Here is a 24728-nt window from a genome sequence, read left to right as displayed (position 1 = left end):
GTTCAGCTGTTCTTCTCGTCCTTCGACATGATGTCGATGGCCTTCAGGTTCACGCCACAGGGCGGGAAGTCGTTGGTGGTGAAGAAGTTGTCGGTAAGGTCGGGGAAGTAGTTCTCGCCCGCCTTGAAGTCGGGGTGCGCTGCCATGGGGATGGGCACCGAGATCATCTGCGGCATGACCTTGCCTTCCAGCGCCGAGAGGGCCGCCTTCATCGAGATGGCCACCAGGCCCGGCGACTGGCCGAGCGAGGCGCACAGCAACCCGTCCTTGGCGCGCTCGGCGCACAGCTTGCGGAAGCCGTTCTCGGCCTCGCCCGCCACAGGAATCATCTTGTGCTTCGCGTCGATGAGTGCGCGCACCGCGCCGGTGGAGCCGCCCTGGACGAACATGCCGTCGAAGTTCTTGTGCACTGCCAGCGCGTCGGCCACCACCTTCTGCGCGGTGCCGTCGTCCCAGTTGCCCACCACCTCGACCACCTCGAACTTGTTGCCCGGCGACTCGACGACCTTGCGGAAGCCCAGGTGCCGGTCGCGGTCCACCGAGTTGCCCGGCACGCCGCGCACTTCCAGCAACTTGCCGCTCTTGGCCGGGATGTTCTTCACCACCCATTCGCCCGACTGCACACCCATGGCCAGCTGGTCTTCATTCACCATCATCACGTCGGTGCTGTCGAGCACGTTGTCGAAGGGCACCAGCACCACGCCGGCCGCGTTGGCGCGCTTGATCACCGGCGCGAAGGCGGTGGGGTTGACCGCGATGGTCACGATGGCGTCGTAGCCCGAGTTGATGAAGTTGTCGATGGCCGCGATCTGCGCCGCTACGTCGGTGCCGGTGGAGACGATCTTGAACTCCTTGATCTGCGGCTTGATCTCGGGCGTGGCCGCATAGGCCTTGGCCATCTTGATCATCTGGATGCGCCAGGTGTTGCCAACGAAGCCGTTGGCCAGGGCAATGCGATAGGGGCCCTTCTTGGCCGGCCACTGGAAGTACTTGGTGTTGGCGTCCCAGGGCTTGAAGCAGGCCGGGTTCTCGCCGGGGCCCTTGACGACCGAAGGACCGGCGGCCGAGGCTGCGAAAGAGGCCAGACATGCCGCAACCGCGGCCGCAATGCCAGTGCGAAGGCTCATTGTTGTCTCCTGTCGTTGGTGACGAACCCACGGAGCGCGGACAGCGCCGCGACGAGGGCGGATCGGCGCACATCCCCATCTGCAACCTGCCCTGCGCCCATGACAAGTTGCCCGATCATCATACAAATTCGTTTGTCAATAGTGTGTTGTGATGAACACTTGGTTACGGAGTGTTCTGCTCGGATAGCGGGGCGGCGCCGCCTGAGAGAAGCAGGCCGGCAGCGTGACAGATGCGAGTGGAATGCGCCCGTGGTCGGGGATCAATCGGGCCGCATTTCCAGCTTCGACAACCAAGACAGACGCAGGACCGAAAGTGCCGAGTCGAAGAGGCGTTTGTCGATTCCGCTGAGGCGCCTGGCGTCGAGCGACCGACCCAGGTCGGAGATCCATAGCAGTTGCAGGGTGCCGTGCAACACGTCGCACTTCTGCCCGTCGCCATCGAGTTCCGACTCGCGGATCGCCTTGGCCAGCGCGCCCGCCGCAAGCAGGACCGGCGCCGGCTTTTCCGGACCATCGGCGACCTTCGGGATCGTGCGCCACAGATCCATGACCAGTGCAGCACCCTTCCCCTTTGAACCGACTGCGATCGGATTGGCGCCTGCAAGAAGCTGCAGATTCCTGTCGATGAGTTCTGCCGCGAGCGCGATGGCCTCGGCCGCTCGGAACTTGTTCAGAAAGCGCATCACCTCCTCCTCCCTGTCGCTTGCAGTTTGTGTGGCGCGGAGTGTCGATCCTGATTCGGGTTATTCCGAATCAGGATTCACGCTGGGGAAGTGCCGCGCACTCTGTCCTCGTCTGAATACCGCAAGCTCCAGCGGCTGCTGGTGGCTGCGCGCAAGGCGGCGGGGCTGACGCAGATGCAGGTCGGCGAGCGGCTCGGACGGCCGCAGTCCTATGTGTCGAAGTACGAAAACGGGGAGCGGAACCTGGATGTGATCGACTTCGTCACGGTGTGCCAGGCACTGGGGGTGTCACCGGCCGCGTTGGTGGAGCAGATTGGGAGGGAACTGCTGCCGGTGCTTGGTGGAAACCGTAGAGCGAGCCGGTTGAGTGGATGAATTCTCGGGAAGGCGACGTTGGCGCGGCGTCGGCGCCCGTTGAACGCTGGTGCCAAGTCGCGGGCCTTTCAACCGGGCCGAGGGAGCTTCTACGCGGCGCGTAGCGCTCGCGAAGCCGGTGACTGGCTCAGACTCCCTGGTCGCCGACTTTCACAGACTTGAATTCAGCAGGGACGGCTCTCCCCTGCACTTAAGTAGACTAGCCGAGATCGGATTACGGAAACTGCGGGAAGTGTCCCAAATGGGCCCCTTGCGGACGTAGAAGCGGCCCGGTCGAAAGGGCCGATTTCTGAGGGCTAAGCAGTCAACGATCGAGCTCAGGCACTTTGGCCCCTGCTCGTCCTGATCGGACACTTGGCTAACCTCCTAAAAGGGCCTCGCCGCGTTTCCGGCATGCCGACGCATGTGTGGGCGAGCGCGGGCGCTTCGAGAGTGGCGGCCTACTGTGCAGCTCTTGCGGGCGGCGCCACCGCGGCGCCCTGGATGCCATGCCGGGCTAAGGCTTCGGCCACGAAGCCATTGCGCTTGCATTCCTCGACGAAGTCCTTCAGGGCCTGCTCCGCGCCCGGGCCGCGGCTGGCCGGCGTGCCCATGGCCTGCTGGATCAACATGAAGCGACCGGGCAGCAAGCGAAGCCCGCCCAGGCGCCGGGCGTCGGCCTCGAGTTGCTGCTTCACGCCCGCGGCCACGTCCGAGCCCTGCTCCAGGAAGGTGTCCACCACGGCAGGGGAGGTGGGCGCCCGCTCGATGGACGCGGCCTTCATCGCGCGCGTGAGATAAAGGTCGTAGGCGCTGCCCTTGCCCACGGTGACCCGCGTGCCCGCACGGTCGACTTCCTCGTTGTCTTGCAGGGGCGAGTCGCTGCGTACCAGGTACGCGCCTTCGATCAGCACATAGGGCGCGGTGAAGCGGATGCCCTGGCCGCGAAGCGGGTCGATGGCGAAGAATCCGATGTCGGCCTGCTCGGCGGTGACGGCCTCCACGGACTTGCCGGCAGCGTCGAAAACCACCAGTTCCACGGCCACGCCCAAGTGGCTGGCGAAGGCCCGGGCCAGGTCCACCGAGACGCCACCCACCGCCGCCGTCTGCGGATTCCAATTCGCGAGGATCGGGTTCCCGAGGTTGATGGAGGCGCGAAGCACGCCGGTGGGCGTGAAAGCTTTGACGATGTCCGGAGAAACAGGCATGGAAGGGGCTCAGGGGGTCAGGATCTCGCGGATCTTCGTGTGGTTGCGCAACGTGATCCTCAAGTGTTCGCGCATGGCCTCGGCCGCCTCTTCGTTGCGCTCGCGCTCCAGCAGGTCCAGCAGCTGCAGGTGCTGCTTGCAGTGCTCCTTGTAGCGCGTGCGGTTCTGCATCGAGCGGTAGGACAGCAGGCGGCGCACGCGGTTGACGCGCCGGATGGTGTCGATGAAGAAGGCGTTTCCCGAGCCCTCGACAAGCGATTCGTGGAAGCGCACCCCGCGCTCGTGCAGCGCGTCGGCGCTGTCGGTCTCGATGCCACCGTCCAGCAGGTGCTTTTCGGCCGCGCGGCAGCGCGCGATCACCTCGGGCGCAAGCCGGTAGTTCGGCTCCAGCAGCGCCGCAGGCTCGAGCGCCAAACGAAGCCGGTAGGACTGCAGCAGGCTGTCCGCGGTCGTGAGCATGGAAGAGAAGATCCAGCCGTAGCCCGGCTTCTTCTCCGCCCAGCCTTCGTTGGCGATGCGGCCCAGCACGCCGTTGAGCTGGGCAGGCGTGAGGTTGTAGCGCTGCTTGATCAGGGTCTCGGTGAACTCGGCCGGCAGCAGGCCGCGCAGGCGGTCGTCGGCGATGCGGAAGTACACCTCGGTGATGACGTCCGTCTCGTCGATGCCCAGCTTCTCCGCGAAGTCCTTGGCCGTCGAGTCGACCGTCTGGGCAAGGAAGTAGCCGCGATTGGGCTCGCGCTTGAGCACGCCTTTCTCCGCCAGCAGCGACAGGGCGTCGTTGATCGGCGAGCGGGACACCCGCAGCCGGTCCGCGAGCAATTGGGCCGGCAGGTGGCTGCCCACGGGCATGGCCTCGGCCTTGATCAGGTCGATGATCTGGGTGGTGATGGGTTGTTCGGGCCGCATGGGCCTGAATTGTCCATTCAACTCGGTCATGGCTGCGCCGGCTTGCCGTGCTCGGCCACCATGCGCCGGAGGGTGGAGGGGATCACGCCGCCCTTGCGCAGCAGGTCGACTTCGAGCTGGGTCTCCACGGCCGCCGTCGCCGAGAGCGCTTCGCTCCTTCCATCGGCGCGCAGAACCCGGACTTCGACGGTGCAGCGCGGCGAGATGTCCTGGGGCTTCGCATCGACCGAGATCCGGTCGCCAGGGACCAGGTCCAGGGAAGCGGGGGTGATGCCGGCCGGGAACTTCAGCGGCAGGATCCCCATGCCGATGAGGTTGGAGCGGTGGATGCGCTCGAAGCTGTTGGCCAGCACGGCGCGGATGCCCAGCAGGCGCTGGCCCTTGGCGGCCCAGTCGCGCGAAGACCCCGTGCCGTAGCGCTCGCCGGCCACGAGCACCACGGCCTCGCCGTCGCCCGCATGGCGGCGCGCCGCGTCGTACAGGGGCATGACATCGCCGCTGGGCGCATGGATGGTGTGGGCCACCGGCACGCCCGGTGCCAGCAGGTTCTTCAGCGTCTTGCTGTGGAAGGCCCCGCGCACCATCACTTCCCAGTTGCCGCGGCGCGAGGCGAAGACGTTCAGGTCGTCGCGGTCGTCGCCGCGCTCGACCAGGAAGTCGGCCACCATGCTGTTGCGGGGGATGGCGCTGGCCGGCGAGATGTGGTCGGTGGTGATGTCGTCGCCCACCACCAGCAGCGGGTAGGCGGTGTAGTTGCCCAGCAGGCTGCCCTCGTCCATGGCGGCAAAGGGCGGGCGCCGCAGCGCGGTGGATTTTTCATCCCAGGGATAGAGCGCCGAATCGGGGGCGGGCAGCTGGTGCCACAGGGGGTTCTGGGAGGCCAGCGTGAAGGCGCGGCGGTAGTCGGCCGGGTCCTGGGAGGCAGCTAGGCAGGCGTCGATCTCCTCGGGCGTCGGCCACAGGTCCTTCAGGAAAATTGGCTGGCCCGCCGCTGTGATCTGGACCGGGTCGGTGCGGAAATCCTTCTCCGCGTCGCCGGCCAACCCGAAAGCGATAACCAGGGGCGGAGACATCAGGAACCCGAGATCCAGGTCCGGGTGCACTCGGCCCGGAAAGTTGCGGTTGCCCGAGAGCATGGCCACCGGATGGATCGCTTCGGCTGCCATCGCCGCCTGCACCTGCGGCAGCAGTTGCCCCGAATTTCCGATGCAGGTGGTGCAGCCGTAGCCCACGATGTCAAACCCGACAGCGGCCAGATCTTCCGTGAGCCCCGCCCTCAGCAGATAGGCAGCGGCCGCAGGAGAGCCCGGCCCCGTGGACGTCTTCACCCACGACGGCGCCTTCAGGCCGAGGGCCCGCGCCTTGCGGGCGACGAGCCCGGCGGCGATCAGTAGGCGAGGGTCCGAGGTGTTGGTGCAGCTGGTGATCGCAGCAATCGCCACCGGATGCCTGGGCATGCCGCCAGCAGCCGGCGCCTTGGGTTGGAAGCCCAGGGCGCGGAGTTGTGCGGCCGTGTCGCCGTAGCCATGTAGGTCCTGCGGGCGGCGCGGGCCGGCCACGTGCATCTGCACGGCATCCAGGTCGATCTCGATGCTGCGCGTGTAGCGGGGGCTGGCCGAGGGATCGAACCAGAGGCCGGTCGCCTGCGTGAGCACGCGCACCCTCTCGACCGCCTCGGCGCTTCGGCCCGTGCCCCGAAGGTAGGCGAGGGTGTGCTCGTCCACGGGAAAGAAGCCGGTGGTCGCCCCGTATTCGGGTGCCATGTTGGCGACCACGCAGCGGTCGCCCGCACTGAGCGCCGCCACGCCCGGCCCGAAGAACTCGACGAACTCACCGGAGACGCCGGTGGCGCGCAATCTGCTGGTGACCGTCAGCGCCAGATCGGTGGCGAGCACCCCGGGCCGCAGGCGGCCCGAGAGGCGCACGCCGATCACGTCGGGGATGCGCAGCATGGTGGGCATGCCGAACATCACCGTCTGCGCTTCCAGGCCGCCGACGCCCCAGCCCAGCACGCCGATGCCGTTGACCATGGGGGTGTGGCTGTCGGTGCCGATCATCATGTCCGGTACCAGCCAGTGGGCACCGTCGCGCTCCTGCGTGGTGACGACGGTGGCGAGCTGCTCCAGGTTGATGGTGTGCATGATCCCCGTCCCCGGCGGATTGATGCGCACGCCCTTGAGGACCTTGGACGCCCAGCGCAGGAAGCCGTAGCGCTCGGCATTGCGGCGGATCTCGAACGCCATGTTGCGCTCAGGCGCATCGGGGCGGCCGAAAGCTTCCACCGCCAGCGAGTGGTCCACCGAGACGTCCACGGGAAGGCTGGAGTTGAGCAGCGCAGGGTCGATGCCTGCCTCGGCCAGCGTGCTGCGCATGGCGGCCAGGTCCACCAGCGCCGGTGTGCTGGTCGTGTCGTGCATCAGCACGCGGCCGGGCTGGAACGCCACCTCGGCATCGCTGGTGCCGTGGTCCGCCCACGCCAGCAAGGCCTCGATGGCCGCATGCCGTTCTTCGCCGCGCATGTTGCGCGCCACGTTTTCCAGCAGCAGCCGCAACACCACGGGCAAGCGATCCAGACGCGCTCCTGCCAGGCGGGCAAGGTTGACCGCCTGATAGCCCCTGCCGCCCACCTTCAAGCCAAGCCTGGGAGGCATCTCAGTGTTTTCCATGATTTGGATTTTGCATTTGCCGTTCATAAAATGCAAACCAGTGCAAACCCTCAGATTCCTCCGCGGCGCCGCACTGCGCCCGGCAATGAGCCCTCCCAGTGACTTCTGACATCTCGCGAAACAAGGTCGCGCAGGCGCTGCCCAGCAGGCGCCGCGCGCTGCAGCAGTGCGGCGTCGGCCTTGGGCTGACGCTGACAGGCCCGGCCGTGGTGGGCGTATTGGCCGGTTGCGCCGGGCTCGGCGCCACGCCTGCGACCACCTCTACCGCTTCCAAAGGATTTCCCATGTACGCCTATGTCGGCAGCCGAACCACCAAGGAAAGAAACGCGCGCGGCGAGGGCATCAGCATCTTCCGCTTCGATCCCGAGCGCGGAACGCTGCAACTCGTCGGCATCGAGAAGGGGCTGGTCAACCCGTCCTTCCTGGCGCTCAGCCGCGACGGCAACTTCCTCTACACCGTGCACGGCGACGAGAGCGAAGTCAGTGCCTTCAAGGTCGATCGCCAGACGGGCCGCCTGGACTTCCTCAACCGGCAGAGCACGCAGGGCAAGAACCCCGTGCACCTGGCCTTCGACCCGAGCGGCCGCTACCTGGTCATCTCCAACCACATCGGCGCCAGCCTGGCGGTGGTGCCGGTCAATGCCGACGGCACGCTCGCGCCGCTGACTCAACTGGTGAAGCTCGAGGGCCCGATCGGCCCCCACCGCGCCGAGCAGAAGCAGGCCAAGCCGCACTTCAATCCCTTCGATCCGTCCGGACGATTCGTGGTGGTGCCCGACAAGGGCCTGGACCGCGTTTTCAGCTTCCGGTTCGAGCAGGGGCAACTCGTGCCGGCGGAAAAGGCCTTCGCGGTCACACGCGAGACGGCCGGGCCGCGCCACCTGGCCTTCCATCCGAAGTCGCCATGGGCCTACGTCGTGAACGAACTCGATTCCACCGTCACCGCCTACCGCTTCGACGCAAGCACCGGTGCGCTCGACGCCTTCCAGATCGTCTCGTCGCTGCCGGACAGCTTCATCGGCAACAGCCGGGCATCCGAGATCGAGGTCGACGCCAGCGGCCGCTTCCTCTACGCCTCCAACAGGGGCTACGACTGCGTCGCCGTGTTCGCCATCGACAGCGCGACTGGACGCCTGAGCTTCCAGGGCGCGCAGCAGACCTCGGGCAAGACCCCGCGCTTCTTCGCGCTGGCGCCCGACGGGCGCTTCATGTTTGCTCTCAACGAGGACAGCGACTCGATCGAAACGCTCGCAGTGGATTCGAAGACCGGACTGCTCGAACCAACCGGGGCCCGGGTGAGCTCCGGCAGCCCGGTGTGCATGGTGTTCTCCGCCTGAGGGGCACCGCCTCTCCCATCCGAACCGTTCAAGGACCTCTCATGACTTTCAAACGCTCCATCCTCGCACTCGGCCTCGCCGCTGCCGCAACGACCTCGACCTTTGCGCAGGGCGCCGACTATCCCGCCAAGACCATCACCATCGTCGTCCCGTTTTCGGCTGGCGGTGGCGTGGACAACATTGCGCGTCTGTTGGCCGAACAGTTGCGCACCACACTCAAGCAGACGATCGTGATCGACAACAAGCCGGGTGCCAGCGGCATGCTGGGCGCGCAGGCGGTGGTCAAGGCCGCACCTGATGGCTACACGCTGCTGCTCGGCTCGGCCGGTGAAACAGCAATCAACCCTTTCGTCTACAAGGGTCGCATGCAATACGCGCCTGAGAAGGATCTGGCGCCGATCACGTTGGTCACGCGGGTGCCGAATGTGCTGGTGGCTAACTCGGCGCTGCCGGTCAAGAACGTCGAGGAGTTGATTGCCTACGCGAAGAAGAACCCGGGCAAGGTGTCGTACGCGACCAGTGGCGTGGGGAACCCGCAGCACCTGAATGGCGAGCTGTTCAATTCGCTGGCCGGTATCCAGATGAATCACATTCCTTACAAGGGTTCAGCCGGACAACTCGTCGACGTCGCTGGTGGCAACGTCGACCTGAGTTTTGTCAGCATGGCCGGCGCGGCGCCGTTCATCAAGGGCGGCCGGCTGAAGGCGCTGGCCGTGACGTCGGCCAAGCGCGCCAGCTTTGCGCCTGAAGTTCCGAGCATTGCCGAGTACAAGCCGATGGCTGCCTACAACCTGGACAACTGGTTCGGACTGTTCGCGCCTGCCAAAACACCGCCAGATGTGCAGCAGAAGCTCAACGCCGCAGTGACGCAGGCGCTGCGTGACCCCGCTCTGGCGAAAAAGTTGAACGATCAGGGCGGCGAGCCCGCACCCATGACCATCGATCAGTTCCGCACGTTCATCAAGGCCGAGTCGGTGCAGTACGCCCGTATCGTCGAAGCCGCAAAGATCACCCCGGAAAACTGAGAGGCCTTGCAGGCCGCTCTTGCCACAACCTCGCTCAACCCAAGGAGACAACATGCATCGCAGCACATTCCTGAAATCTCTCGCAGCGCTATCGGTCACCGGTGCGCTTCCCCTGTCAGCCTGGGCCGCCGCCGACATCAAGACGATGATCCCCGCCAACCCTGGAGGAGGCTGGGACACGACCGCCCGGGCTCTGGGCAAAGCCATGCAGGAGGCCGGGTTCGCCTCGTCGGTCAACTACGAAAACAAGGGCGGCGCCTCCGGGACGATTGGCTTGGCGCAGTTCGTCAACAGCACCAAGAAGGATCCGAACGCGATCATCATGACCGGCGCAACAATGGTAGGCGGCATCATCGCCAGCAAGCAAGCTTCGCAGTTGCAGGCGGCCACGCCGCTGGTGCGACTCATGAGCGAATACCAGGTGTTCGTAGTGCCAACCGACTCGCCCATCAAGACGATGAAGGATGTGGTCGATCAGATGAAGAAGGACCCTGGCAGCGTCAAATGGGCCGGCGGCTCGCGTGGGACGACGGAGCACATCGCCGCGGTCATGATCGCGCGGGAAGCTGGCATCGAACCCACCAAAGTGAACTATGTCGCGTTCCGGGGCGGCGGTGAGGCCGTCGCCTCCATCCTCGGGGGCAACGTCACGGTGGGCGGAAGCGGCTACACCGAGTTTGGCGAATACATCAAGGCCGGCAAGATGCGCGCCATCGCAGTGACCTCCGATGCGCGCTTGAAGGGCGTCGACGCACCAACCCTCAAAGAACAGGGCCTGAACGTCGTGATCGGCAACTGGCGTGGTGTCCACGGCGCTCCAGACATCACCCCGGCGCAGCGCACGGCGCTCATCGAGGGCATCGTGAAGGCGACCAAGACGAAAGCCTGGCAGCAAGCCGTTGAACAGAACGGGTGGACACCCGCGTTGCTGACTGGCGACGAGTTCAGCAAGTTCGTGGAAGACGAATTTGCAGGCTTGCGTGCCACCATGACCAAGGCCGGAATGATCTAAAGCATTTCGACTGGCAGGGAGCGCAACTTCGCCTTTTGCAAATGCTCATGCACACCAGCTCGCGCGCCCTGCGTCAGATCCTGCTCCCAAGTTCGTTCAGCCGCCGCGCGGCTGTCGACTAGAAAGACGTCGGACGGCTCATGGTCCTTGGATGGACTGTGTGGTTCACCGCTCGAGGAATGCCACGAACTCGCCCAGCTGGATCGGCTGGCGAAGAACAACCTGATCGACAGACATCGTGACGGCGCAGCATGCCGAGTACGGTGCCGCGCAGGCGTACGCGACTGCCTGAGAATGGTCTCCACGGCCGTCAATATCCGCTTGGAGCACATTCCTGCAGAACGGGTCCCTATCTTGAGACTGCTTAACGCCAGTCACCGGACATCGGGGGCCCTGAGCTGAAAGACTGCTCCTGGCCGTTCACGGCTCAACGGGAATGCCTTGAAATTTTAGGTTGCAGCGGAGTTCTCGCATCTCTGCTTGCTTCTCGGGCTGGCTAGTCAGACGCAGGTTATCCCGGTGGGCAAAGGCGCTTCGCCTCTGGTTCAGGGGCTGTCGAACCTTTTCGGAACAAAGGACGGACTACCCGTCTACCATGCAGTCTATGGAACGGGGCACTTCTGGCATGGGTCGGGTTCAGAATCTTGTGCGGGCTGGCCTCTAGTCCTCACTGCCTGGATTGCCCGCCCGACAGGATGACCATGAGCATTCCTCCAAGCATCTCGACGTTCTGGGCAGCCTTCTGCGCTGAGGTCGGAGCCGATTGCTCCGACCGGTTCTACGAAGCGTTCCATTTCGCCGACAACGAATCTGACGCCAATGCACTTGCGACCCTCGTACTCGCGGGCGGAAAGCGGGCAACAGCCAGCCTGGTCTGGTCCTTCGAGAACGACAAACGCCCGCTACCCAAGCCGGGCGCTCTCAGCGTCGTCACCGACTGGGATGGAAGGCCGGCGTGTGTGATAGAGACCCGGGAGGTCGAGGTCTCAACATTCGAGCAGGTCAGTACCGAATTCGCGGCCTGCGAGGGGGAAGGCGACGGGACGCTCGCGTATTGGCGGCGCGTTCACTGGGCTTACTTTGGCCGCGAGTGCATGCGCTTGGGCCGAGAGCCAAGTCTGGTCATGCCTGTTGCGTGCGAGCGATTCCGCGTCCTGTTCAGAGGCGGCACTTGAATGCGGATGCCTCAAGGCGCCAGTCAAGTGCCTCGGCCGGCTTCAGTCGGCCACCAGCGGAAGCTCAGAAAACCACCCGCTAATGTCGCCTTTCGGAAGGGCAAGCAGCCAAACCCCGGGTGCGCCCGGTTAGACATGAACACGCCGTATAGACAGCGACGTTCGCCACGTGCCGGATGCCTGAGCCGACGGGCACCGCGATCGGGTCCCCTCACCAGTTCGGCATGTGAGCGAGAAGCAGCGCCATGACGGCTTGCACGCGCATCGGCTGCCTGCGTCGCGGCGCATGAACCAGATGCGCCGTCTGGGAAGGACCCGTCCATTGCGGTAGTACGCGCACGAGCGACCCGTCGCGCAGAAGCTCATTGACCATCCAGCTCGGCTGCAACGCAATTCCGGCGCTTGACTGAACGGCCTGCAGCAAGGCCACCGCGCTGTTGACCCGATAGCGGCTCGAGATGACGACGCTCACGTCCCCGGCACGCCCTGTGAGGACCACGGCGTCATCGCGCCCGCCGTATCGGAGGTAGCGGTGTTTGGCCAAGTCCTCTGGGCGCCTCGGGCGCCCATGCTGCTTCAGGTACTCGCGCGTGGCGACCAGGTAGCGCGGCCAGATCGCCAACTGCCGGGCGACGAGGTCAGGCGGCAAAGCGCCTCCGATGCGAACCGCAAGGTCGATGCGTTCCTCCACGGGGTCGACGAAACGATCTTCCAGCACCAGCTCGATCTGCAGCAGTGGAAATTCCTCCAAGGCCTGCAGCATGAGGCTGTTCAGGCGCAATTCGCCCAATGCAACGGGGGCTGCGACGCGTACGGGGCCGCGGGGCGTTCGCACCCGATCACCAAGGTCGGATACGGCCTCGTCGTAGGCCTCCAGCAGTTGCTTTGCGCTGACCAGAAAGCGCACACCTTCGTCCGTGGGCAGCACCCGGAAACTGCTGCGCTCGAGAAGCCGAACGCCAACCGAGCCTTCCAGGGCGGCGACGAGCTTGCTCACGGTGGGCTGCGTCGTGCCCATCTCCCGGGCCACCGCGGAGATGCTGCCCAGTTCAACGGCCCGCACGAAAGCGCCCATTGCTTTCAATCGATCCACGTCATTCCAGTTTCTTTGAGGTCGTCTTCCATTTTGCCGCCTTCACATCAAAGTTGGAATCATCGACAGTGAGGCGACCGATACATCCAAGGTGAACTTCATGACGACACGCGTGACTCATTTCGCACTCGGCGCAGCGCTCGCCGTCTGCGCGGCCATGAGCTCGGCACAAGCGGTGCGACCGACCGACCAAGCCCAGCGCAAGCACTGGACGACCAGTTGGATCGCCCCCGCCGAGCCCACATGGGACAAGGACTTCGCCCTGCCCCTTGGAATGGCCGAGGAACTGAAGGACTCCACGCTGCGCCAGCACCTGCGCGTGAGCCTCGGCGGCGAGCGCATCAGGCTCGTGATCAGCAACGAGTACAGCGGCCAGCCGCTCAAGGTCGGCGCCGTGCACGTCGCAGTCGAGGGCCATCCCGTCGGCGCTGACGTCCTTTTCCAGGGCGCGCACGGAGTCTTCGTGGCGGCCGGCGCGAAGGCTTTGAGCGACCCCATTGACCTCCAGGTGCGGGATGGATCCCGCCTGAAGGTGGACATCTACCTTCCAGGCGCTGCACGCATCGGCGGCTTTCACTGGGATGCGCGGGATCTCTCGACCCTGCTGACCGGCAACGTCGCCGGAAAGGTCGGTCCGGCCCAGGGCCAGGCGCTCGGTACCCGCGCATTCCTCTCGGCCGTGCAGGTCGAGTCCAGCCGCGAACCGGCCACGGTCGTGACGCTGGGGGACTCGATCACCGATGGCAACGGCTCCACGCCGGGTGCCGACCACCGCTGGCCAGACTTCCTGGCCCGTCGCATGCAATCGCACGGCGTCGCCGTGCTCAATGCCGGCATCTCGGGCAATCGCCTTCTGCGGCCCGGCATGGGCGAGAGCGCCATGGCGCGCCTCGAGCGCGACGCGCTCCAGCAGACGGGCGTGCGAGGGGTGGTCGCCCTGCTCGGAACGAACGACATCGGCTGGCCCGGCGCGGCCTTCGCGCCCGGCGAGGCGTTGCCGGACCTCGATGAGCTGACGCAAGGCTTTCGCCAGTTCGTTGCGCAAGCGCACGTGCGCGGTGTGCGGGTGATCGGCGCGACCTTGCCGCCTTTCGAAGACGCGCTGAAAGGGACGCCGTTCGAAGGCCACTACAGTCGCCAGAAGGATGCACTGCGCAACGCACTCAACCAGTGGATCCGCACCTCTGGCACCTTTGACGGGGTGGCCGACTTCGACCGGTTGCTGCGCGACGAAAGCCGCCCGAGCCGGATGCGCGAGGCCTACGACTCCGGCGATCATTTGCATCCCAACGATGCGGGCTACAAAGCGATGGCGGAACTGATTGATCTCCAAGGCCTGCTCGGCGGCAGTTAACGAAGTATCTGCCGAATGATCTTGAGGGCTCGCGCCATGGTCGCAGGCGAGGTCGTCGACCGAGAGCATCCGACACCCTTGCCTTCGCGGTTTCTCAGCGGATCGAGGATCCCCAAGCCATAGACGCTGTCCGCAACCTTGCCGCGAGCGCAACCTAAGCCAAGTCTTGGAAGATCCAGCAGTTGCGCCCTGCCCTCTCTATCGGCTGCTCTCGCTACAAAGCGGGCGCACGCCGGCGGAACAGAAGTGGCGTTCAGTTCCACCGGGAGCGATTCGCCGATCTGTCCCGCCTGGGATCTGTAGGCGTTTTTGTTTCGTGGTCCGTCGGGCCTACGGCAGAATCCTCAGCCAGTGGCAATGCCGGAACCTAAGGAACATCACACATGGGCGCGCAATGGAAAGCCAAGCACAAGGACCTGGCGGCCAATGCCCGGGGACGCTTGTTCGGGAAGCTTGCGAAGGAAATCATGATCGCCGCCCGCAATGGGGCAGATCCGGCATCGAATGCTCGGCTGCGGCTGGTGGTTGAGCAGGCGCGCAAGGTCTCGATGCCCAAGGACACGCTGGAGCGAGCCATCAAGAAGGGCGCCGGCCTGACCGGCGAGTCGGTGCATTTCGAGCATGTGGTCTACGAAGGCTTCGCGCCGCACCGGGTGCCGGTGATGGTCGAATGCCTGACCGACAACGTGAACCGTACCGCGCCGGAAATGCGCGTGCTGTTCCGCAAGGGCCAGTTAGGCGCTTCAGGTTCGGTTGCCTGGGATTTCGACCATCTCGGCATGATCGAGGCCGAACCGCAGCAAGCAGGGGCCGACCCTGAAGTTGCCGCCATCGAGGCGGGTGCACAGGATTTCGAGCGCGGTGAGGAGGGGGTCACGGTTTTCCTGACCGACCCGGTCGATCTCGACCTGGTTAGCCGGGCGCTGCCGGCGCAGGGCTTCCGCGTGCTTTCGGCGAAGCTGGGCTACAAGGCCAAGAATCCGATCGATCCGAGCAGCCTGAGCGCTGAGGCGTTGGAAGAGGTCGAGACCTTCCTGGCCGCCATCGATGCGAACGACGACGTGCAGAACGTGTTCGTGGGCCTTTCAGGGTAGTCGCCGACGTCCCCCCGAAGCTGCTAGTCACCTGCATGCTGGCATGTCTAGTCGTGGTTGTCGCAAGGGACCCGGACGATCGACGCCGACAATGCTGCCAAGCACGTTCCTCGCCCGAGACGACGCCCCAGCCCGGACCGAATGTCAGGCACCGTCTCGGGCGCCTGGGGCCTGCACGCGAGGTGCTTGCGACACTTCACCCGGACAGTGCGATCCATCGCCAATGGATGCGTACGTCAGACAACCCTCGATGGCTTTCGCTGATTCGGGAGCACTACTTCGGCGCCCTCATCGAGTCCGGATTTCTCAGCGAGGCGCGCGCGCAGGAGTGGGCGGAGCAGGTGCAGCGTACTGCTGCACGCGTCCGAGCGGGCCAGCCCCCTGCCTCACCATGAGACTTTGCCTCTACCGCAAGACGATCCGCCCCGCCAGGTAGCCCGCATCCTCATCCGCCCCGAACAAGAAGCCCGACTTCCACTTGTGGAGCCAAGGCAAGCCCAGGAAGTAGAGACCGGCTTCGGAGGTCACGCCGCGCTCATGCACAGGTGTTCTCTTGGACGCAGGTGATTCGCCGAATACAGGAAGGTCGATCCAGCTGAACTCCGCGTGTGCACCGTTGGCCCAGATCACAGCGCCGATACCTTCGCGAGCGAGATCGAGGGTGCGGATGGGCTCCTTGAGTTCCGGCGGATCCGGCAAGGGGTCTTCCGGCGAATCCTCCGCAGGTTCCACATCCAGTTGCTGCGCCCGAACCACCTCGTCGCACCGAAGTGTGAACGCCTGCAGCGATTCGTCGCCATGAGCGACGCTGGCAGCAAGGTCGTCGGCAATCTCGATCCTGCCGTCCCGGGCGGCCCTGACGCGCCCGAGCAGCACGACGCCGTCGGCGGCCAACTGGCGCAGGTCGATGTCATGCCCGCCGTTCACGCCGGTCATCAGGCGGGACAGGCGGGCGCCCTTCCACTCGCGAAGCGTTGAATCGGCCGAGCCCGTTGCGATCAGCCACCAGATGCAGTCCTTGCCGCGATAGCTGCGCCGGATCCGCTCGTGCGAGCTGACGGACAGGAACACGCGCCGGCCGGCGCGGCACAACTCCTCGGCAATCTGCACGCCGGAGTTCCCGGCGCCGACCACGAGCACGGCGCCCGATGGCAGCTGCCCCGGATTGCGGTACCCGGTCGAATGAAGCTCGAACACGCCCGCGCCCAATGACGCTGTCGCCCGCGGCACCTGGTAAGGGCCCGTCGCCACGACGACGTTGCGTGCGACGAAAAGAGTGCCGTCGGTCTGCACTTGCAACTCGCCCGACCCCGGCTTGCGCGCAAGCGAAAGCGCTGCGCACTGGGTTCGCACGGGCGCGCGGATGGCCGCTGCGTAGCGCTCGATGTAGTCGGTCACCTCGCGCAGTGGCGAGAAGGCATCGGGGTCGGCGAGCGGGTCGGCCGTCATGCCGGGCCAGCCCGGAAGGTTCATGTTCCAGTTGGGCGACTGGAAGTGCAGCGAATCCCAGCGCTCGCTGCGCCAGCGCTCCGCCAGCTGTCCGCGCTCGAGCACGAGGTGTTCGCAGCCCAGGCGGCTCAGGTGGTAGCTCATCGCCAGGCCAGCCTGGCCACCACCGATCACGACGGTTTCGACTTGCTCAACGGACATGGAGAACCCCCGGAACCTTGCGACAGCGGGCGTTGGCTGCGCCCCGGCGGAGTATGCGCGCAGCGTGCGGGTGCGCACGTTGCCCCGGACCAGGTCGACTCACGCCGCCGGCGGGGGGCTCCTTCGCAGCACGTCCAGCAGCGGGCCGACGATGTCCAGCGGCAGCGGGAAGACGATGGTGGAGTTCTTGTCGGCCGCGATCACCGTGAGCGTCTCCAGGTAGCGCAGCTGCAGCGCCTGCGGCTCGCGTGCGAGGACCTGCGCCGCCTGGGCGAGCTTCTCGGAAGCCTGCAATTCTCCTTCGGCATGGATCACCTTGGCGCGCCGCTCGCGCTCGGCTTCTGCCTGGCGGGCGATGGCCCGGATCATGGAGTCATTCAGGTCCACGTGCTTGATCTCGACATTGGTCACCTTGATGCCCCAGGCGTCGGTCTGGCTGTCGAGGATCTTCTGCAGGTCGAGGTTGAGCCGTTCGCGCTCGGACAGCATTTCGTCCAGCGTGTGCTTGCCCAGCACCGCGCGCAGCGTGGTCTGTGCCAGCTGGCTGGTGGCTGCCAGGTAGTGTTCCACCTGGATGACTGCCCGCTCCGGAACGACCACCTTGAAGTACAGCACGGCGTTGACCTTGAGCGTGACGTTGTCGCGCGAGATCACGTCCTGCGAAGGAACGTCCAGGGTCACGATGCGCAGATCGATTCGCACCATCTGCTGGATGCCGGGAACGAGGATCACCAGGCCCGGTCCTTTCACGCGCCAGAAGCGGCCCAGCTGAAACACCACGCCGCGCTCGTACTCGCGCAGGATGCGTAGCGAGCTGGCTGCCAGCAGCACCAGCAGCAGGATGAGCAGGGGCGGGACGATCAGGTGGGTCATGGTGCGCTCGCTGGTTGTTGCTGTTGTTGGGAAGCCGCGTCCGCGCCAACGATGGGTTGCACCTCCAGGCGCAGCCCGTCCATGCGCACGACTCGAACGATCTGGCCCGGCGCCAGCGGCTGGCCGGCGTGAATGCACCAGCGTTCGCCGTTCAGCAGGGCCCAGCCTTCGCCGTCCCGGGGGTCGAACTCGATCACCACTGCATGCGTGCCGAACAGTTGCGGAGCGCCGGTCACCACCGGTCGAGCGTGCGCCTTGACGGCCATTCGGATCAGCGCGACAAGGGCCAGGGCGAAGAGCCCGGCAAGCGTCGCCACAAAAGGCAGCGGTACGCCGAACCCGGGCAGTTCGCTGTCGATCAGCAGCAGCGCGCCGAACACGAAGGCAGCAATGCCGCCCAGGCCCAGCGCGCCATAGCTGGGCACGAAGGCCTCCGCCACGAAGAAGGCGATGCCCAGAAGGAGCAGCGCCAGGCCGGTGTAGTTGATCGGCAGCATCTGGAGCCCCCACAGGGCCAGCAGCAGGCACACGCCGCCGATCACGCCCGGCGCGACGAAACCCGGGTTCATGAACTCGAACACCAGGCCGTAGATGCCCACCATCATCAGGAGGAGCGCCAGGCTCGGATCGCTCAATGCGCCGAGCAGCCGGTCGCGCCAATTGAGTTCCATCACCAGCACCGGGGCCTGGGTGGTGGCCAGCTTCACGGCGGGCCCCTCGGGCTTGCCGGCGCCGCCCAGGCGAACTTCACGCCCATCGAGCTGGCGCAGCAAGTCGGTGCGATCGGCCGCCACCAGGTCGACGACCTTGCGCGCCAGCGCCTCGGGGGCCGCCAGGCTGGCGGATTCCTTCACCGCCTGATCGGCCCATGCCGCGTCGCGGCCGCGCAGCTGCGCCAGGCTGCGCAGATAGGCGCTGGCGTCCTGCACCCGCTTGGCGCTCATCGTGTCCTGCGATTTGTCGGCGGCGGGACCGGTGGCGCTGTCCTTGCCCTCCTTGGCGTCCTTGCCATCCCTGGGCTCCTTGTCCGGGCCGACGCCTGGTATTCCGACAGCGACCGGGGTCGCGGCCCGAGGTTCGTGGCCGGTGCCATCGCTGCGACATGGCAGGCGTAGAGGATGTAGGTGCCGGCGCTGGCAGCGCGGGCACCTGGCGGTGCCACGTAGCCGGCCACCGGCACCGGCGAGGCCAGGATGGCCTGGACGATGCTGCGCATCGCGGTGTCCAGTCCACCCGGTGTGTTGATCTCCAGCACCACCAGCCGAGCCTGCTCGCGTGCGGCGCGGTCCAGGGTGCGCTGCACCCGATCCACGGCGACGGGGCCGATGGCGCCGTCGATCTGCAGCACCAGAACCGGGGGTGAGGCAGCAAGGCTGCTGTCTTGTTGCTGTCCCTGCTGCCGCTGCTGTGGCGCAGCGGCACCCCATGGCAGCAACAGCGCCAGCAGCGCACCCAGGAAGCACAAGCGGATCGTCACGGCAGCCTCCGCGGGCAGCCTACACCTGCCACAGGCGCGTCGCTGCCGGGCCGGGGATTCCAGCGTCGAGGCAGGTGTTACGCCAGGCCGATGGGGAAGGCGACCGTGTCAACGAGCGGTTTCGGCCGGCTTGAACCTTACAAGTAGGTCCACAACATCTTCGTTGCCAGTGCGTACAGCAGGCAGGCGAAGACCCGCCGAAGGATGCCCAGGGGCAGTCGATGGGCAGTCCGGGCGCCGATGGGTGCCGTCAGCACGCTGCCGGCCACAATGCCGACGAGCGCGGGGGCATACACGAATCCGACGGCCAGAGGCGGAAGACCAGGGACATTCCAGCCGCTGAACACATACCCGAGCGTGCCCATCACGGCCACCGGAACGCCGAGCGCGGCGCCAGTGCCGATCGCGGTGGTGATGGAAACACCGCAGAACAGCATGAACGGCACGGTGAGGAAGGCGCCACCCGCTGAAACAAGGCCGCAGATCACGCCGATGACGACCCCGATCGCGATCAGCACCGGCGTGCCAGGCAAGGTCCGCGCAGCCGATGGCTTCCGACCGAGCAGGATCTGCGTCGCACCCGCGAACACGATCGCGCTGAAGGCCAATGCGAGCGCGCGCTGAGGAATCCACGCCGAAAGCGCAGTGGACAGCAGGGTCCCGACGACCATCGCCGGACCCACGCGGCGGACCAGGGACCAGTCCACGCCGCCCAAGCGATGATGTGCGCGCACGCTCGCACTGGAGGTGAACATGATGGACGCCATGCCCGTTCCCAAGGCGAGATGCACCACGTGGTCCGGCGCGAATTTTTGCGCAGCGAACATCGACGCCAGCACGGGCACCAGCGTCATGCCGCCGCCAATTCCGAGCAAGCCGGCCAGAAAGCCGATAAAGGCGCCAACGGCAAAGTAGATCGCTATCCAGGTCATCCCCGGAGTATGAAGCGATCGGGCCTGCGCTTCGGTGCGCCGGTGCGCGGATGCGCAGATGCCCGGCGACACACCCTTGCCGATCGGTTTCGATGAACTCGTACTCGTCGATCAAGCCAAGCTCCGCCAACGCCATCGGAAGCTTCACGCCGCCCGCGAACAGAGCCTGCCGGGCTGCTGCCCGAGTTGCCGGACGGTGTGCTCCAGTTGATTGCCGCGCACGACCTGGGCGTTCCAGTCCACTTGCTCCAGCGCAATTGGCCGCGCCGCCTCTACGGCACAACCTATTCGATGCCCGGTCCAGCCTGGAGACCAGGGCGCGACTGTGCTCGCTCATGCCGACGACCTCCACGGTGCTGCCGTGCTTGCGAAGGCGCTGGCAGATCTTGTCCAGGGCGTTCACTGCGGTGATGTCCCAGAAATGGGCGTCGCTGAGGTCGATGCGATGGTCGTCAGCCGTGGCAAGCCATAGATGATCAGCAGGCCGGCGCCCGCCATTGCGCCGACGTCGTGGCCACTGCCAAGCGCGACCTGCAGGCGGGCGAGATGCTGGACGGCGAAGGCGGCTACACGGTCTGGGGCAAGCTGCTGCCAGCCGAGACCTCCCTTCGCATCGGCGGCGCGCCGCTGGGCCTGGCCCACGGCATCAAGCTCGTACGGCCGGTGAAGGAAGGGCAGAGCCTCAGTTGGAGTGACGTGGCAATCGACACGTCGACAGGCGCCTATCGACTGCGCCAGCAACTGGAGAAGTTGCAGGTGCCGGCTAATTGAAGAGAGGAGGCTCGTGTTGTCGAGGCCCCTCCTGCCTCATTTGCCGGCGCGGTAGCCCTTGCCCTGCATGCACAGGTTGCGCAGTTCGTCCTGCTCACCCTTCGGTGTCTTGTTGAGCCGGATCTGGTATTCGCATTCGGACATGGCCGTCTTTGCGTCTTCCTCGCCGACGCCCTGTTTGGCGTAACGGGGCCCGGATGAGCCGCAGGCGACGAGCATCAGTGGGACGGCGATGACGAAAGAGGCAGAGCGAATTGCGCGCATGGAATGACCCAGGATGTAGATCGACGCTGCCAACTTATCCCGCGGGAGCGCGCACAGGCGCGCGTGTTTTGCTCCCAGTCGAGTAGGAAAGCGGTGCACGGGCGTGCAGGATGGAGCGCCGCGGAAAGTCGCGACGCCATTCTTCGCGGATCGCGATGAACCTCCGACTCGCTTGCACGTCCAAAAGCCATGCCTCCGATGTATCAGGAATGATTCGACCACTCCTCTTCCTCGTCGGGTTGCTCGCCATCACGGGCGCCGCTGCCCAGGTCCCGATTGCGGGGTCAGGCGCGGGGGCACCGATCGCAGTCCCACCCGTGCAGATTGGCCGCCCCGCCGACGGTGCGGCGATCGACGGGAAGCCGGCGCGAGCCGAGAACCGGACGGCGCAACCCGCAGTGCCGCAATCCAGCCCGCCGCCGGTGCCCATGGGCACCTGCAATGCCGGCGGCTGCTGGGACAGCCAGGGCAATCGATACAACAGCACCGGGGAAGGTTCCAGGCTCGTGAGCCCGGAAGGACGGCCATGCCAGTCCGTCGGCAAGTTCATTCACTGCAACTGACGGGCGCGAGAGCCCCGCTCAGGGGCTGCCGCAACTGATCCGGATGCCGGCGTAGTTTCCAGTTGCCTGGGCGCCGGTGTTGTCCGTGTCCGTCATCACCGCGACCCCCAGCACCGGCCCCGGCTCGGTGCCCCAGGCCTTCCTGTAGTCGTCGGCCACGTTGCGCTGCACAGACTGCCAGCGGCCCAGGCCACCGGGCCCCGAGGCCACCACCATCATCTTCACCTGGCTCGTATGCGCGGAAGGAATCACCGTGCCCACGGGGACATGGTCGGACCAGATGTACATGAGCACCGCGTAAGGCAGGTCGCGACGGGCCAGGTTCTTTGCCCGGCTGAAGCGCTTGCGCTCCACCTCGGGCAGCGTGGCGACGTCTCCGTCGAAGGCCACCAGTACGCGCAGCGGCGCGTCCTCCTTGGTCTTGTCCCGGTTGTCGGCGCCCGGCACCAGGGCGTCGGTCATCCAATCCCAATGGATCGTCATCGGCGTGCGCTGCGCGGCTTGCAGCCGTGCCACGTAGAGGGAGGCCGATCGGTCTGCCACGGCCCTGAGCACGGCGCGGCCGTTTTCTTGTGCCACGCTGTATTCGGTGTCTCGCTTGAGCCTGGACAGGGGCACGGCAGACCAGCCTGCAGCCTTGGCATCGAAAGCGAGATCGCGTGCCTGGCATGCCTCGCCCGCGTCCGGGGCGGCGGCGGCGGCCGAAATGCAAGACATCGCCAGGAGCCAGGGGAATATGCGCGAGATAGTCAAGGCGGGTTCGATCGTCGCAAAGTGGTGGCCACAATGTACCGACTCAACCGATCGGCGCAAGGGCGGCCGACCCCAAGGGCGGGCGGTTCGCGTACTTCAAGGTGCCGGCGCGGCCCTTCGCGTGGCAATGCCCGAGATGAAGCTCGATCCCTTTGAACGTGTGGACGACACGCCGTTCGCACTCTCGAAAGAGGCCTTGTTGCGCGACCGCGGTGAGCCCTGGCGCGCGCTGCGCAACGACGTCGGCCTGAACGAGATGGACTACGGCGACGTGGTGTACCGCTTCCAGGACTGCGGCCGCCTGGAGGAGATCACGCTGCAGGCCGAAGTGCTGAGCATCGGCAACCTGGCCGTTCCCTTCGCCTGCCTCGCCGCCTTCGTCCGCGCCCACGACCCGGCGGCGTTCGAGCGCGCCGGCTTCCTGGTCAGCCCCGGGTTCGGCCTGGCCTTCGACCCCTCGGAGCCGTCATGGGTGACTGCGCTGGCACGGCATTGCTTGCCGCAATGGAAACGCCTGAGTTGACGCGCGGACCTTCGCCATCATCTTTCGTGACCTGCAGATGGATTCCTGGTCAACCTCTCGCCGAACCGGGGATGATGTACTCCAGAGGCTGGTCTTGGCCAGTGCTGTAGAACATGCATGAGCATTTCCTCGCGCGACATCTGCCCAGCGGCCCCGTCAGTGAATGCGAAGTCGCGGCTTGTGACCAGCTATCTGCAGGACTGGCGCGAAAGCCGTCTTGCCGGAAAGCCTAGTCCGGAACGAACCTTGCCTTGAACCTGGCGACGTCATCCGGCTGTTCCAGGGTCACGAGTTGACCCATCTTGCCGTCCGACAGCCGGCATGCGGCGAAGAGGCTGTAGCGGCCACGCAGGTCATAGCTCGGGAGGTCGATGAGCGCATACGGCTGCGGCACGAACACCTGGTGTTCGAACACCATCCGATGCACGTTGCGTGGCGAGGGGAAGAGCTTGTAGTCGATGGTCTCGAAGGACTTTGCAGTAGCCATGCTGCAATTCTCGCTCTTTCGGCTCCTGCGCCCGCGAACCTTGAGGACACTAACTTCAACGGTCCGATGATCGGGGCGACGTTTCGCTGGTAGCGGGACGTTCGCGTGCCCATTCTTGGCGCGGTGAAAGCCGCCGTCGCGGCTATGCGGCCCTGTCGGTCGCTTCGACGGAGGCTTCGGCGCGGACCACGCAGACCCGGGGCTCGACCGCATCCGGACTGCGCTCCCTGTCGAAGGAAAAGCGCAAGGGCGCTTCACTGTGCCACCCGAATCGCAGGTACAGCAACACCATCCCCACTGCGAATCCATACATCAGGAGAGAAGGAACTGCATTGCCGAGGAGCTCGCCGCTACCGCGTGCCAGCAGTCGCGGAACGACGCTGAACGGCGCGATGACTGCAGCACCAACGATGAACCAGGAAAGCCAGAAACGCGGGGCCAGGGCCGCGTACACAATGCACCAGACGAAGAACCAGCAGAACACGTGGCCTACCGCGCCCATCAGAACGGCCGTGAGCACGGCGAGTTGGGCGCGGGCCAGATTCTCGGAAGTGGTGTCTTTCCAAAGCCGGTAGATTTCGATCGCGGCAATGCCGACGAACAGCAGCATGAACGCGAAGGATGCGCCCGGAATCTGTACTCCCCAGAGGTGTTCCAGAATCAGCAGCGCGTCCACGGGCCGCAGGAATTTCCACTCCACCATCGACGCCGTCTGCTGCAAGCCGCTGAGCGACCGGAACAGGAACAGGCCGGCCACGGCCATGATGACAATGGCCGGAAGCACGCGCCGCACATACTGCGCGACGGACAACATTCGTGCGCCCCGGTGGTAGATGGCGTCGGCCAGTGCAAGGGGCGCGGTCACGTACTTTGTCAGCACGGACATGGCCAGCATGAGCGGGCCAGCTGCCAATTGTGAACCCAGGAGGGCCATCCAGAGCAGCGCGGCAGCGATCATGGTCACGTCGTTGTGCCCCTCGGCAACGCTGCTGTGGACACCGAGGGGCAGCCAGCCGACGACCGCGATGGCCATGCACCTGCGCCAGGCCGGCCAGGGGGTCGTCAGCTTCCCGGTGAGCAGCAGACAGGCAATCCAGGACGCCGCCAGGATCAACTTCAGAATCAACCAACTGGCCCACGGTACGCCGCTGGTTGCGAGCACGACGGCCGAGGAGATCAAGGCCCACAGCGGCCCGTACGTCATGGAGAACGAGTCGTGGTTCAAGGGGAGATCGCTCGCCAGCCCCTGCGGGAAGGGGATCGCGAAAGGGTTGGCGCCATGGACGATCATCCTGCTCCAGACGACGGACTGTTGATTTCCATCTAGAAGTGACCCACTAACCCCGGCGATTTCCATCTAAATCTGACCCACGTAAGAACCCTAACCTGCTGCTTTTAGTG

Annotated in this window: 23 protein-coding genes and 3 pseudogenes; 9 read left to right on the top strand and 17 right to left on the bottom strand. The window is 65.6% G+C overall.

What is annotated here, in order from left to right; translation table 11 throughout:
* Positions 1–2: 2 nt before the first annotated feature.
* Both BM345_RS24420 and BM345_RS24415 read right to left on the bottom strand, forming a co-directional pair.
* Entirely contained in the window at positions 3–1127 is a 1125-nt protein-coding gene (locus tag BM345_RS24420) for a sugar ABC transporter substrate-binding protein (protein WP_093384913.1), read from the bottom strand.
* Positions 1128–1387: 260 nt separating this feature from the next.
* Positions 1388–1810 carry a hypothetical protein gene (locus BM345_RS24415; protein ID WP_093384910.1) on the bottom strand — a complete coding sequence of 141 codons (423 nt, stop codon included), beginning with the start codon at positions 1808–1810 and terminating at the stop codon, positions 1388–1390.
* A gap of 90 nt (positions 1811–1900) precedes the next feature.
* On the opposite strand from BM345_RS24415, the gene BM345_RS24410 reads away from it, so the two are divergent.
* Positions 1901–2185 carry a helix-turn-helix domain-containing protein gene (locus BM345_RS24410; RefSeq protein ID WP_093384908.1) on the top strand — a complete coding sequence of 95 codons (285 nt, stop codon included), beginning with the start codon at positions 1901–1903 and terminating at the stop codon, positions 2183–2185.
* Between the two features lie 440 nt (positions 2186–2625).
* Here the strand turns inward: BM345_RS24410 and BM345_RS24405 are convergent, their stop codons facing one another.
* The 3 genes from BM345_RS24405 to acnA are packed head-to-tail and all read right to left on the bottom strand — an operon-like array spanning position 2626 to position 6944.
* Complete coding sequence (locus tag BM345_RS24405; RefSeq protein WP_093384906.1) at positions 2626–3372, bottom strand: ABC transporter substrate-binding protein; 747 nt, start codon at positions 3370–3372, stop codon at positions 2626–2628.
* Between the two features lie 9 nt (positions 3373–3381).
* Positions 3382–4278, bottom strand: coding sequence for a GntR family transcriptional regulator (locus tag BM345_RS24400; protein WP_093384903.1), 897 nt, complete (start codon positions 4276–4278; stop codon positions 3382–3384).
* A 26-nt stretch (positions 4279–4304) separates the two neighbouring features.
* Complete coding sequence (acnA, locus tag BM345_RS24395; RefSeq protein ID WP_093385109.1) at positions 4305–6944, bottom strand: aconitate hydratase AcnA; 2640 nt, start codon at positions 6942–6944, stop codon at positions 4305–4307.
* A 284-nt stretch (positions 6945–7228) separates the two neighbouring features.
* Between acnA and BM345_RS24390 the strand changes: the two genes are divergently transcribed.
* From BM345_RS24390 to BM345_RS24380, 3 genes are read left to right on the top strand one after another with little or no spacing between them, the layout of a single operon-like run.
* Positions 7229–8281 (top strand): lactonase family protein, encoded by a 1053-nt coding sequence (locus tag BM345_RS24390; RefSeq protein WP_093385106.1) that lies wholly within the window; start codon positions 7229–7231, stop codon positions 8279–8281.
* Between the two features lie 41 nt (positions 8282–8322).
* Positions 8323–9306 (top strand): Bug family tripartite tricarboxylate transporter substrate binding protein, encoded by a 984-nt coding sequence (locus BM345_RS24385; protein ID WP_093384900.1) that lies wholly within the window; start codon positions 8323–8325, stop codon positions 9304–9306.
* 52 nt (positions 9307–9358) lie between these two features.
* Entirely contained in the window at positions 9359–10318 is a 960-nt protein-coding gene (locus BM345_RS24380; protein ID WP_093384898.1) for a Bug family tripartite tricarboxylate transporter substrate binding protein, read from the top strand.
* Positions 10319–10475: 157 nt separating this feature from the next.
* Here the strand turns inward: BM345_RS24380 and BM345_RS30680 are convergent.
* Positions 10476–10603: pseudogene (locus tag BM345_RS30680) on the bottom strand (acyl-CoA thioesterase); the annotation flags it as partial.
* Between the two features lie 416 nt (positions 10604–11019).
* Here BM345_RS30680 and BM345_RS24370 point away from each other — a divergent pair.
* Positions 11020–11493: an ASCH domain-containing protein gene (locus tag BM345_RS24370; protein WP_093385104.1), complete on the top strand. Its 474-nt coding sequence runs from the start codon at positions 11020–11022 to the stop codon at positions 11491–11493.
* Positions 11494–11704: 211 nt separating this feature from the next.
* On the opposite strand, the gene BM345_RS24365 is transcribed toward BM345_RS24370, so the two are convergent.
* The gene (locus BM345_RS24365) at positions 11705–12586 is read right to left on the bottom strand and encodes a LysR family transcriptional regulator (protein ID WP_093384893.1); all 882 of its coding nucleotides are present in this window, start codon (positions 12584–12586) and stop codon (positions 11705–11707) included.
* Positions 12587–12686: 100 nt separating this feature from the next.
* Between BM345_RS24365 and BM345_RS24360 the strand changes: the two genes are divergently transcribed.
* Together BM345_RS24360 and BM345_RS24355 are read left to right on the top strand one after the other, a co-directional pair.
* On the top strand, positions 12687–13940 hold the full coding sequence (locus BM345_RS24360; protein ID WP_254789980.1) for an SGNH/GDSL hydrolase family protein: 1254 nt from the start codon (positions 12687–12689) through the stop codon (positions 13938–13940).
* 383 nt (positions 13941–14323) lie between these two features.
* A complete protein-coding gene (locus BM345_RS24355) occupies positions 14324–15034 on the top strand; it encodes a YebC/PmpR family DNA-binding transcriptional regulator (protein WP_093384890.1) in 711 nt (236 codons plus the stop codon).
* A gap of 405 nt (positions 15035–15439) precedes the next feature.
* On the opposite strand, the gene BM345_RS24350 is transcribed toward BM345_RS24355, so the two are convergent.
* From BM345_RS24350 to BM345_RS29860, 6 genes and pseudogenes are all read right to left on the bottom strand, one after another.
* Complete coding sequence (locus tag BM345_RS24350; RefSeq protein ID WP_093384888.1) at positions 15440–16684, bottom strand: NAD(P)-binding domain-containing protein; 1245 nt, start codon at positions 16682–16684, stop codon at positions 15440–15442.
* Between the two features lie 99 nt (positions 16685–16783).
* Complete coding sequence (locus BM345_RS24345) at positions 16784–17557, bottom strand: slipin family protein (protein ID WP_093384885.1); 774 nt, start codon at positions 17555–17557, stop codon at positions 16784–16786.
* Positions 17554–18501 carry an NfeD family protein gene (locus BM345_RS30675; protein ID WP_254789978.1) on the bottom strand — a complete coding sequence of 316 codons (948 nt, stop codon included), beginning with the start codon at positions 18499–18501 and terminating at the stop codon, positions 17554–17556. The genes BM345_RS24345 and BM345_RS30675 overlap by 4 nt, the downstream gene beginning before the upstream one ends.
* A complete protein-coding gene (locus BM345_RS30670; RefSeq protein ID WP_254789976.1) occupies positions 18498–19034 on the bottom strand; it encodes a Clp protease/crotonase-like domain-containing protein in 537 nt (178 codons plus the stop codon). Before BM345_RS30670 ends, BM345_RS30675 begins: the two co-directional genes overlap by 4 nt.
* Positions 19035–19171: 137 nt before the next feature.
* Entirely contained in the window at positions 19172–19966 is a 795-nt protein-coding gene (locus BM345_RS24335) for a sulfite exporter TauE/SafE family protein (RefSeq protein WP_093384882.1), read from the bottom strand.
* 304 nt (positions 19967–20270) lie between these two features.
* A pseudogene (locus BM345_RS29860) lies at positions 20271–20411 on the bottom strand (STAS domain-containing protein); the annotation flags it as partial.
* 56 nt (positions 20412–20467) lie between these two features.
* On the opposite strand from BM345_RS29860, the pseudogene BM345_RS24330 reads away from it, so the two are divergent.
* Positions 20468–20737 (top strand): annotated as a pseudogene (locus BM345_RS24330) (SAF domain-containing protein); the annotation flags it as partial.
* 36 nt (positions 20738–20773) lie between these two features.
* Here the strand turns inward: BM345_RS24330 and BM345_RS29855 are convergent.
* Positions 20774–21100 (bottom strand): hypothetical protein, encoded by a 327-nt coding sequence (locus BM345_RS29855; protein ID WP_175545133.1) that lies wholly within the window; start codon positions 21098–21100, stop codon positions 20774–20776.
* Between the two features lie 482 nt (positions 21101–21582).
* Positions 21583–22281, bottom strand: a complete 699-nt coding sequence (locus tag BM345_RS24325) for a DUF3047 domain-containing protein (RefSeq protein ID WP_093384879.1) — start codon at positions 22279–22281, stop codon at positions 21583–21585.
* Between the two features lie 172 nt (positions 22282–22453).
* On the opposite strand from BM345_RS24325, the gene BM345_RS24320 reads away from it, so the two are divergent.
* Positions 22454–22840, top strand: coding sequence for a hypothetical protein (locus BM345_RS24320; protein WP_093385098.1), 387 nt, complete (start codon positions 22454–22456; stop codon positions 22838–22840).
* A gap of 229 nt (positions 22841–23069) precedes the next feature.
* Here BM345_RS24320 and BM345_RS24315 read toward each other — a convergent pair whose 3' ends face one another.
* Entirely contained in the window at positions 23070–23327 is a 258-nt protein-coding gene (locus BM345_RS24315) for a hypothetical protein (RefSeq protein WP_093384877.1), read from the bottom strand.
* A gap of 142 nt (positions 23328–23469) precedes the next feature.
* Complete coding sequence (locus BM345_RS24310; RefSeq protein ID WP_093384874.1) at positions 23470–24618, bottom strand: hypothetical protein; 1149 nt, start codon at positions 24616–24618, stop codon at positions 23470–23472.
* Between the last annotated feature and the right edge of the window lie 110 nt (positions 24619–24728).

Source organism: Variovorax sp. OV329, assembly GCF_900114785.1.
GTDB lineage: Bacteria > Pseudomonadota > Gammaproteobacteria > Burkholderiales > Burkholderiaceae_C > Variovorax.
The sequence above is the reverse complement of the archived record's forward strand: the minus strand, read 5'-3'. Positions and strand labels throughout refer to the sequence as shown.

Coding starts and splice junctions, on each gene's coding strand:
- BM345_RS24420 (WP_093384913.1), bottom strand. CDS start 1,127: ATGAGCCTTCGCACTGGCATTGCGGCCGCGGTTGCGGCATGTCTGGCC.
- BM345_RS24415 (WP_093384910.1), bottom strand. CDS start 1,810: ATGCGCTTTCTGAACAAGTTCCGAGCGGCCGAGGCCATCGCGCTCGCG.
- BM345_RS24405 (WP_093384906.1), bottom strand. CDS start 3,372: ATGCCTGTTTCTCCGGACATCGTCAAAGCTTTCACGCCCACCGGCGTG.
- BM345_RS24400 (WP_093384903.1), bottom strand. CDS start 4,278: ATGCGGCCCGAACAACCCATCACCACCCAGATCATCGACCTGATCAAG.
- acnA (WP_093385109.1), bottom strand. CDS start 6,944: ATGGAAAACACTGAGATGCCTCCCAGGCTTGGCTTGAAGGTGGGCGGC.
- BM345_RS24390 (WP_093385106.1), top strand. CDS start 7,229: ATGTACGCCTATGTCGGCAGCCGAACCACCAAGGAAAGAAACGCGCGC.
- BM345_RS24385 (WP_093384900.1), top strand. CDS start 8,323: ATGACTTTCAAACGCTCCATCCTCGCACTCGGCCTCGCCGCTGCCGCA.
- BM345_RS24380 (WP_093384898.1), top strand. CDS start 9,359: ATGCATCGCAGCACATTCCTGAAATCTCTCGCAGCGCTATCGGTCACC.
- BM345_RS24370 (WP_093385104.1), top strand. CDS start 11,020: ATGAGCATTCCTCCAAGCATCTCGACGTTCTGGGCAGCCTTCTGCGCT.
- BM345_RS24360 (WP_254789980.1), top strand. CDS start 12,687: ATGACGACACGCGTGACTCATTTCGCACTCGGCGCAGCGCTCGCCGTC.
- BM345_RS24355 (WP_093384890.1), top strand. CDS start 14,324: ATGGGCGCGCAATGGAAAGCCAAGCACAAGGACCTGGCGGCCAATGCC.
- BM345_RS24350 (WP_093384888.1), bottom strand. CDS start 16,684: ATGTCCGTTGAGCAAGTCGAAACCGTCGTGATCGGTGGTGGCCAGGCT.
- BM345_RS24345 (WP_093384885.1), bottom strand. CDS start 17,557: ATGACCCACCTGATCGTCCCGCCCCTGCTCATCCTGCTGCTGGTGCTG.
- BM345_RS30675 (WP_254789978.1), bottom strand. CDS start 18,501: ATGAGCGCCAAGCGGGTGCAGGACGCCAGCGCCTATCTGCGCAGCCTG.
- BM345_RS24335 (WP_093384882.1), bottom strand. CDS start 19,966: ATGACCTGGATAGCGATCTACTTTGCCGTTGGCGCCTTTATCGGCTTT.
- BM345_RS24325 (WP_093384879.1), bottom strand. CDS start 22,281: ATGTCTTGCATTTCGGCCGCCGCCGCCGCCCCGGACGCGGGCGAGGCA.
- BM345_RS24320 (WP_093385098.1), top strand. CDS start 22,454: ATGAAGCTCGATCCCTTTGAACGTGTGGACGACACGCCGTTCGCACTC.
- BM345_RS24315 (WP_093384877.1), bottom strand. CDS start 23,327: ATGGCTACTGCAAAGTCCTTCGAGACCATCGACTACAAGCTCTTCCCC.
- BM345_RS24310 (WP_093384874.1), bottom strand. CDS start 24,618: ATGATCGTCCATGGCGCCAACCCTTTCGCGATCCCCTTCCCGCAGGGG.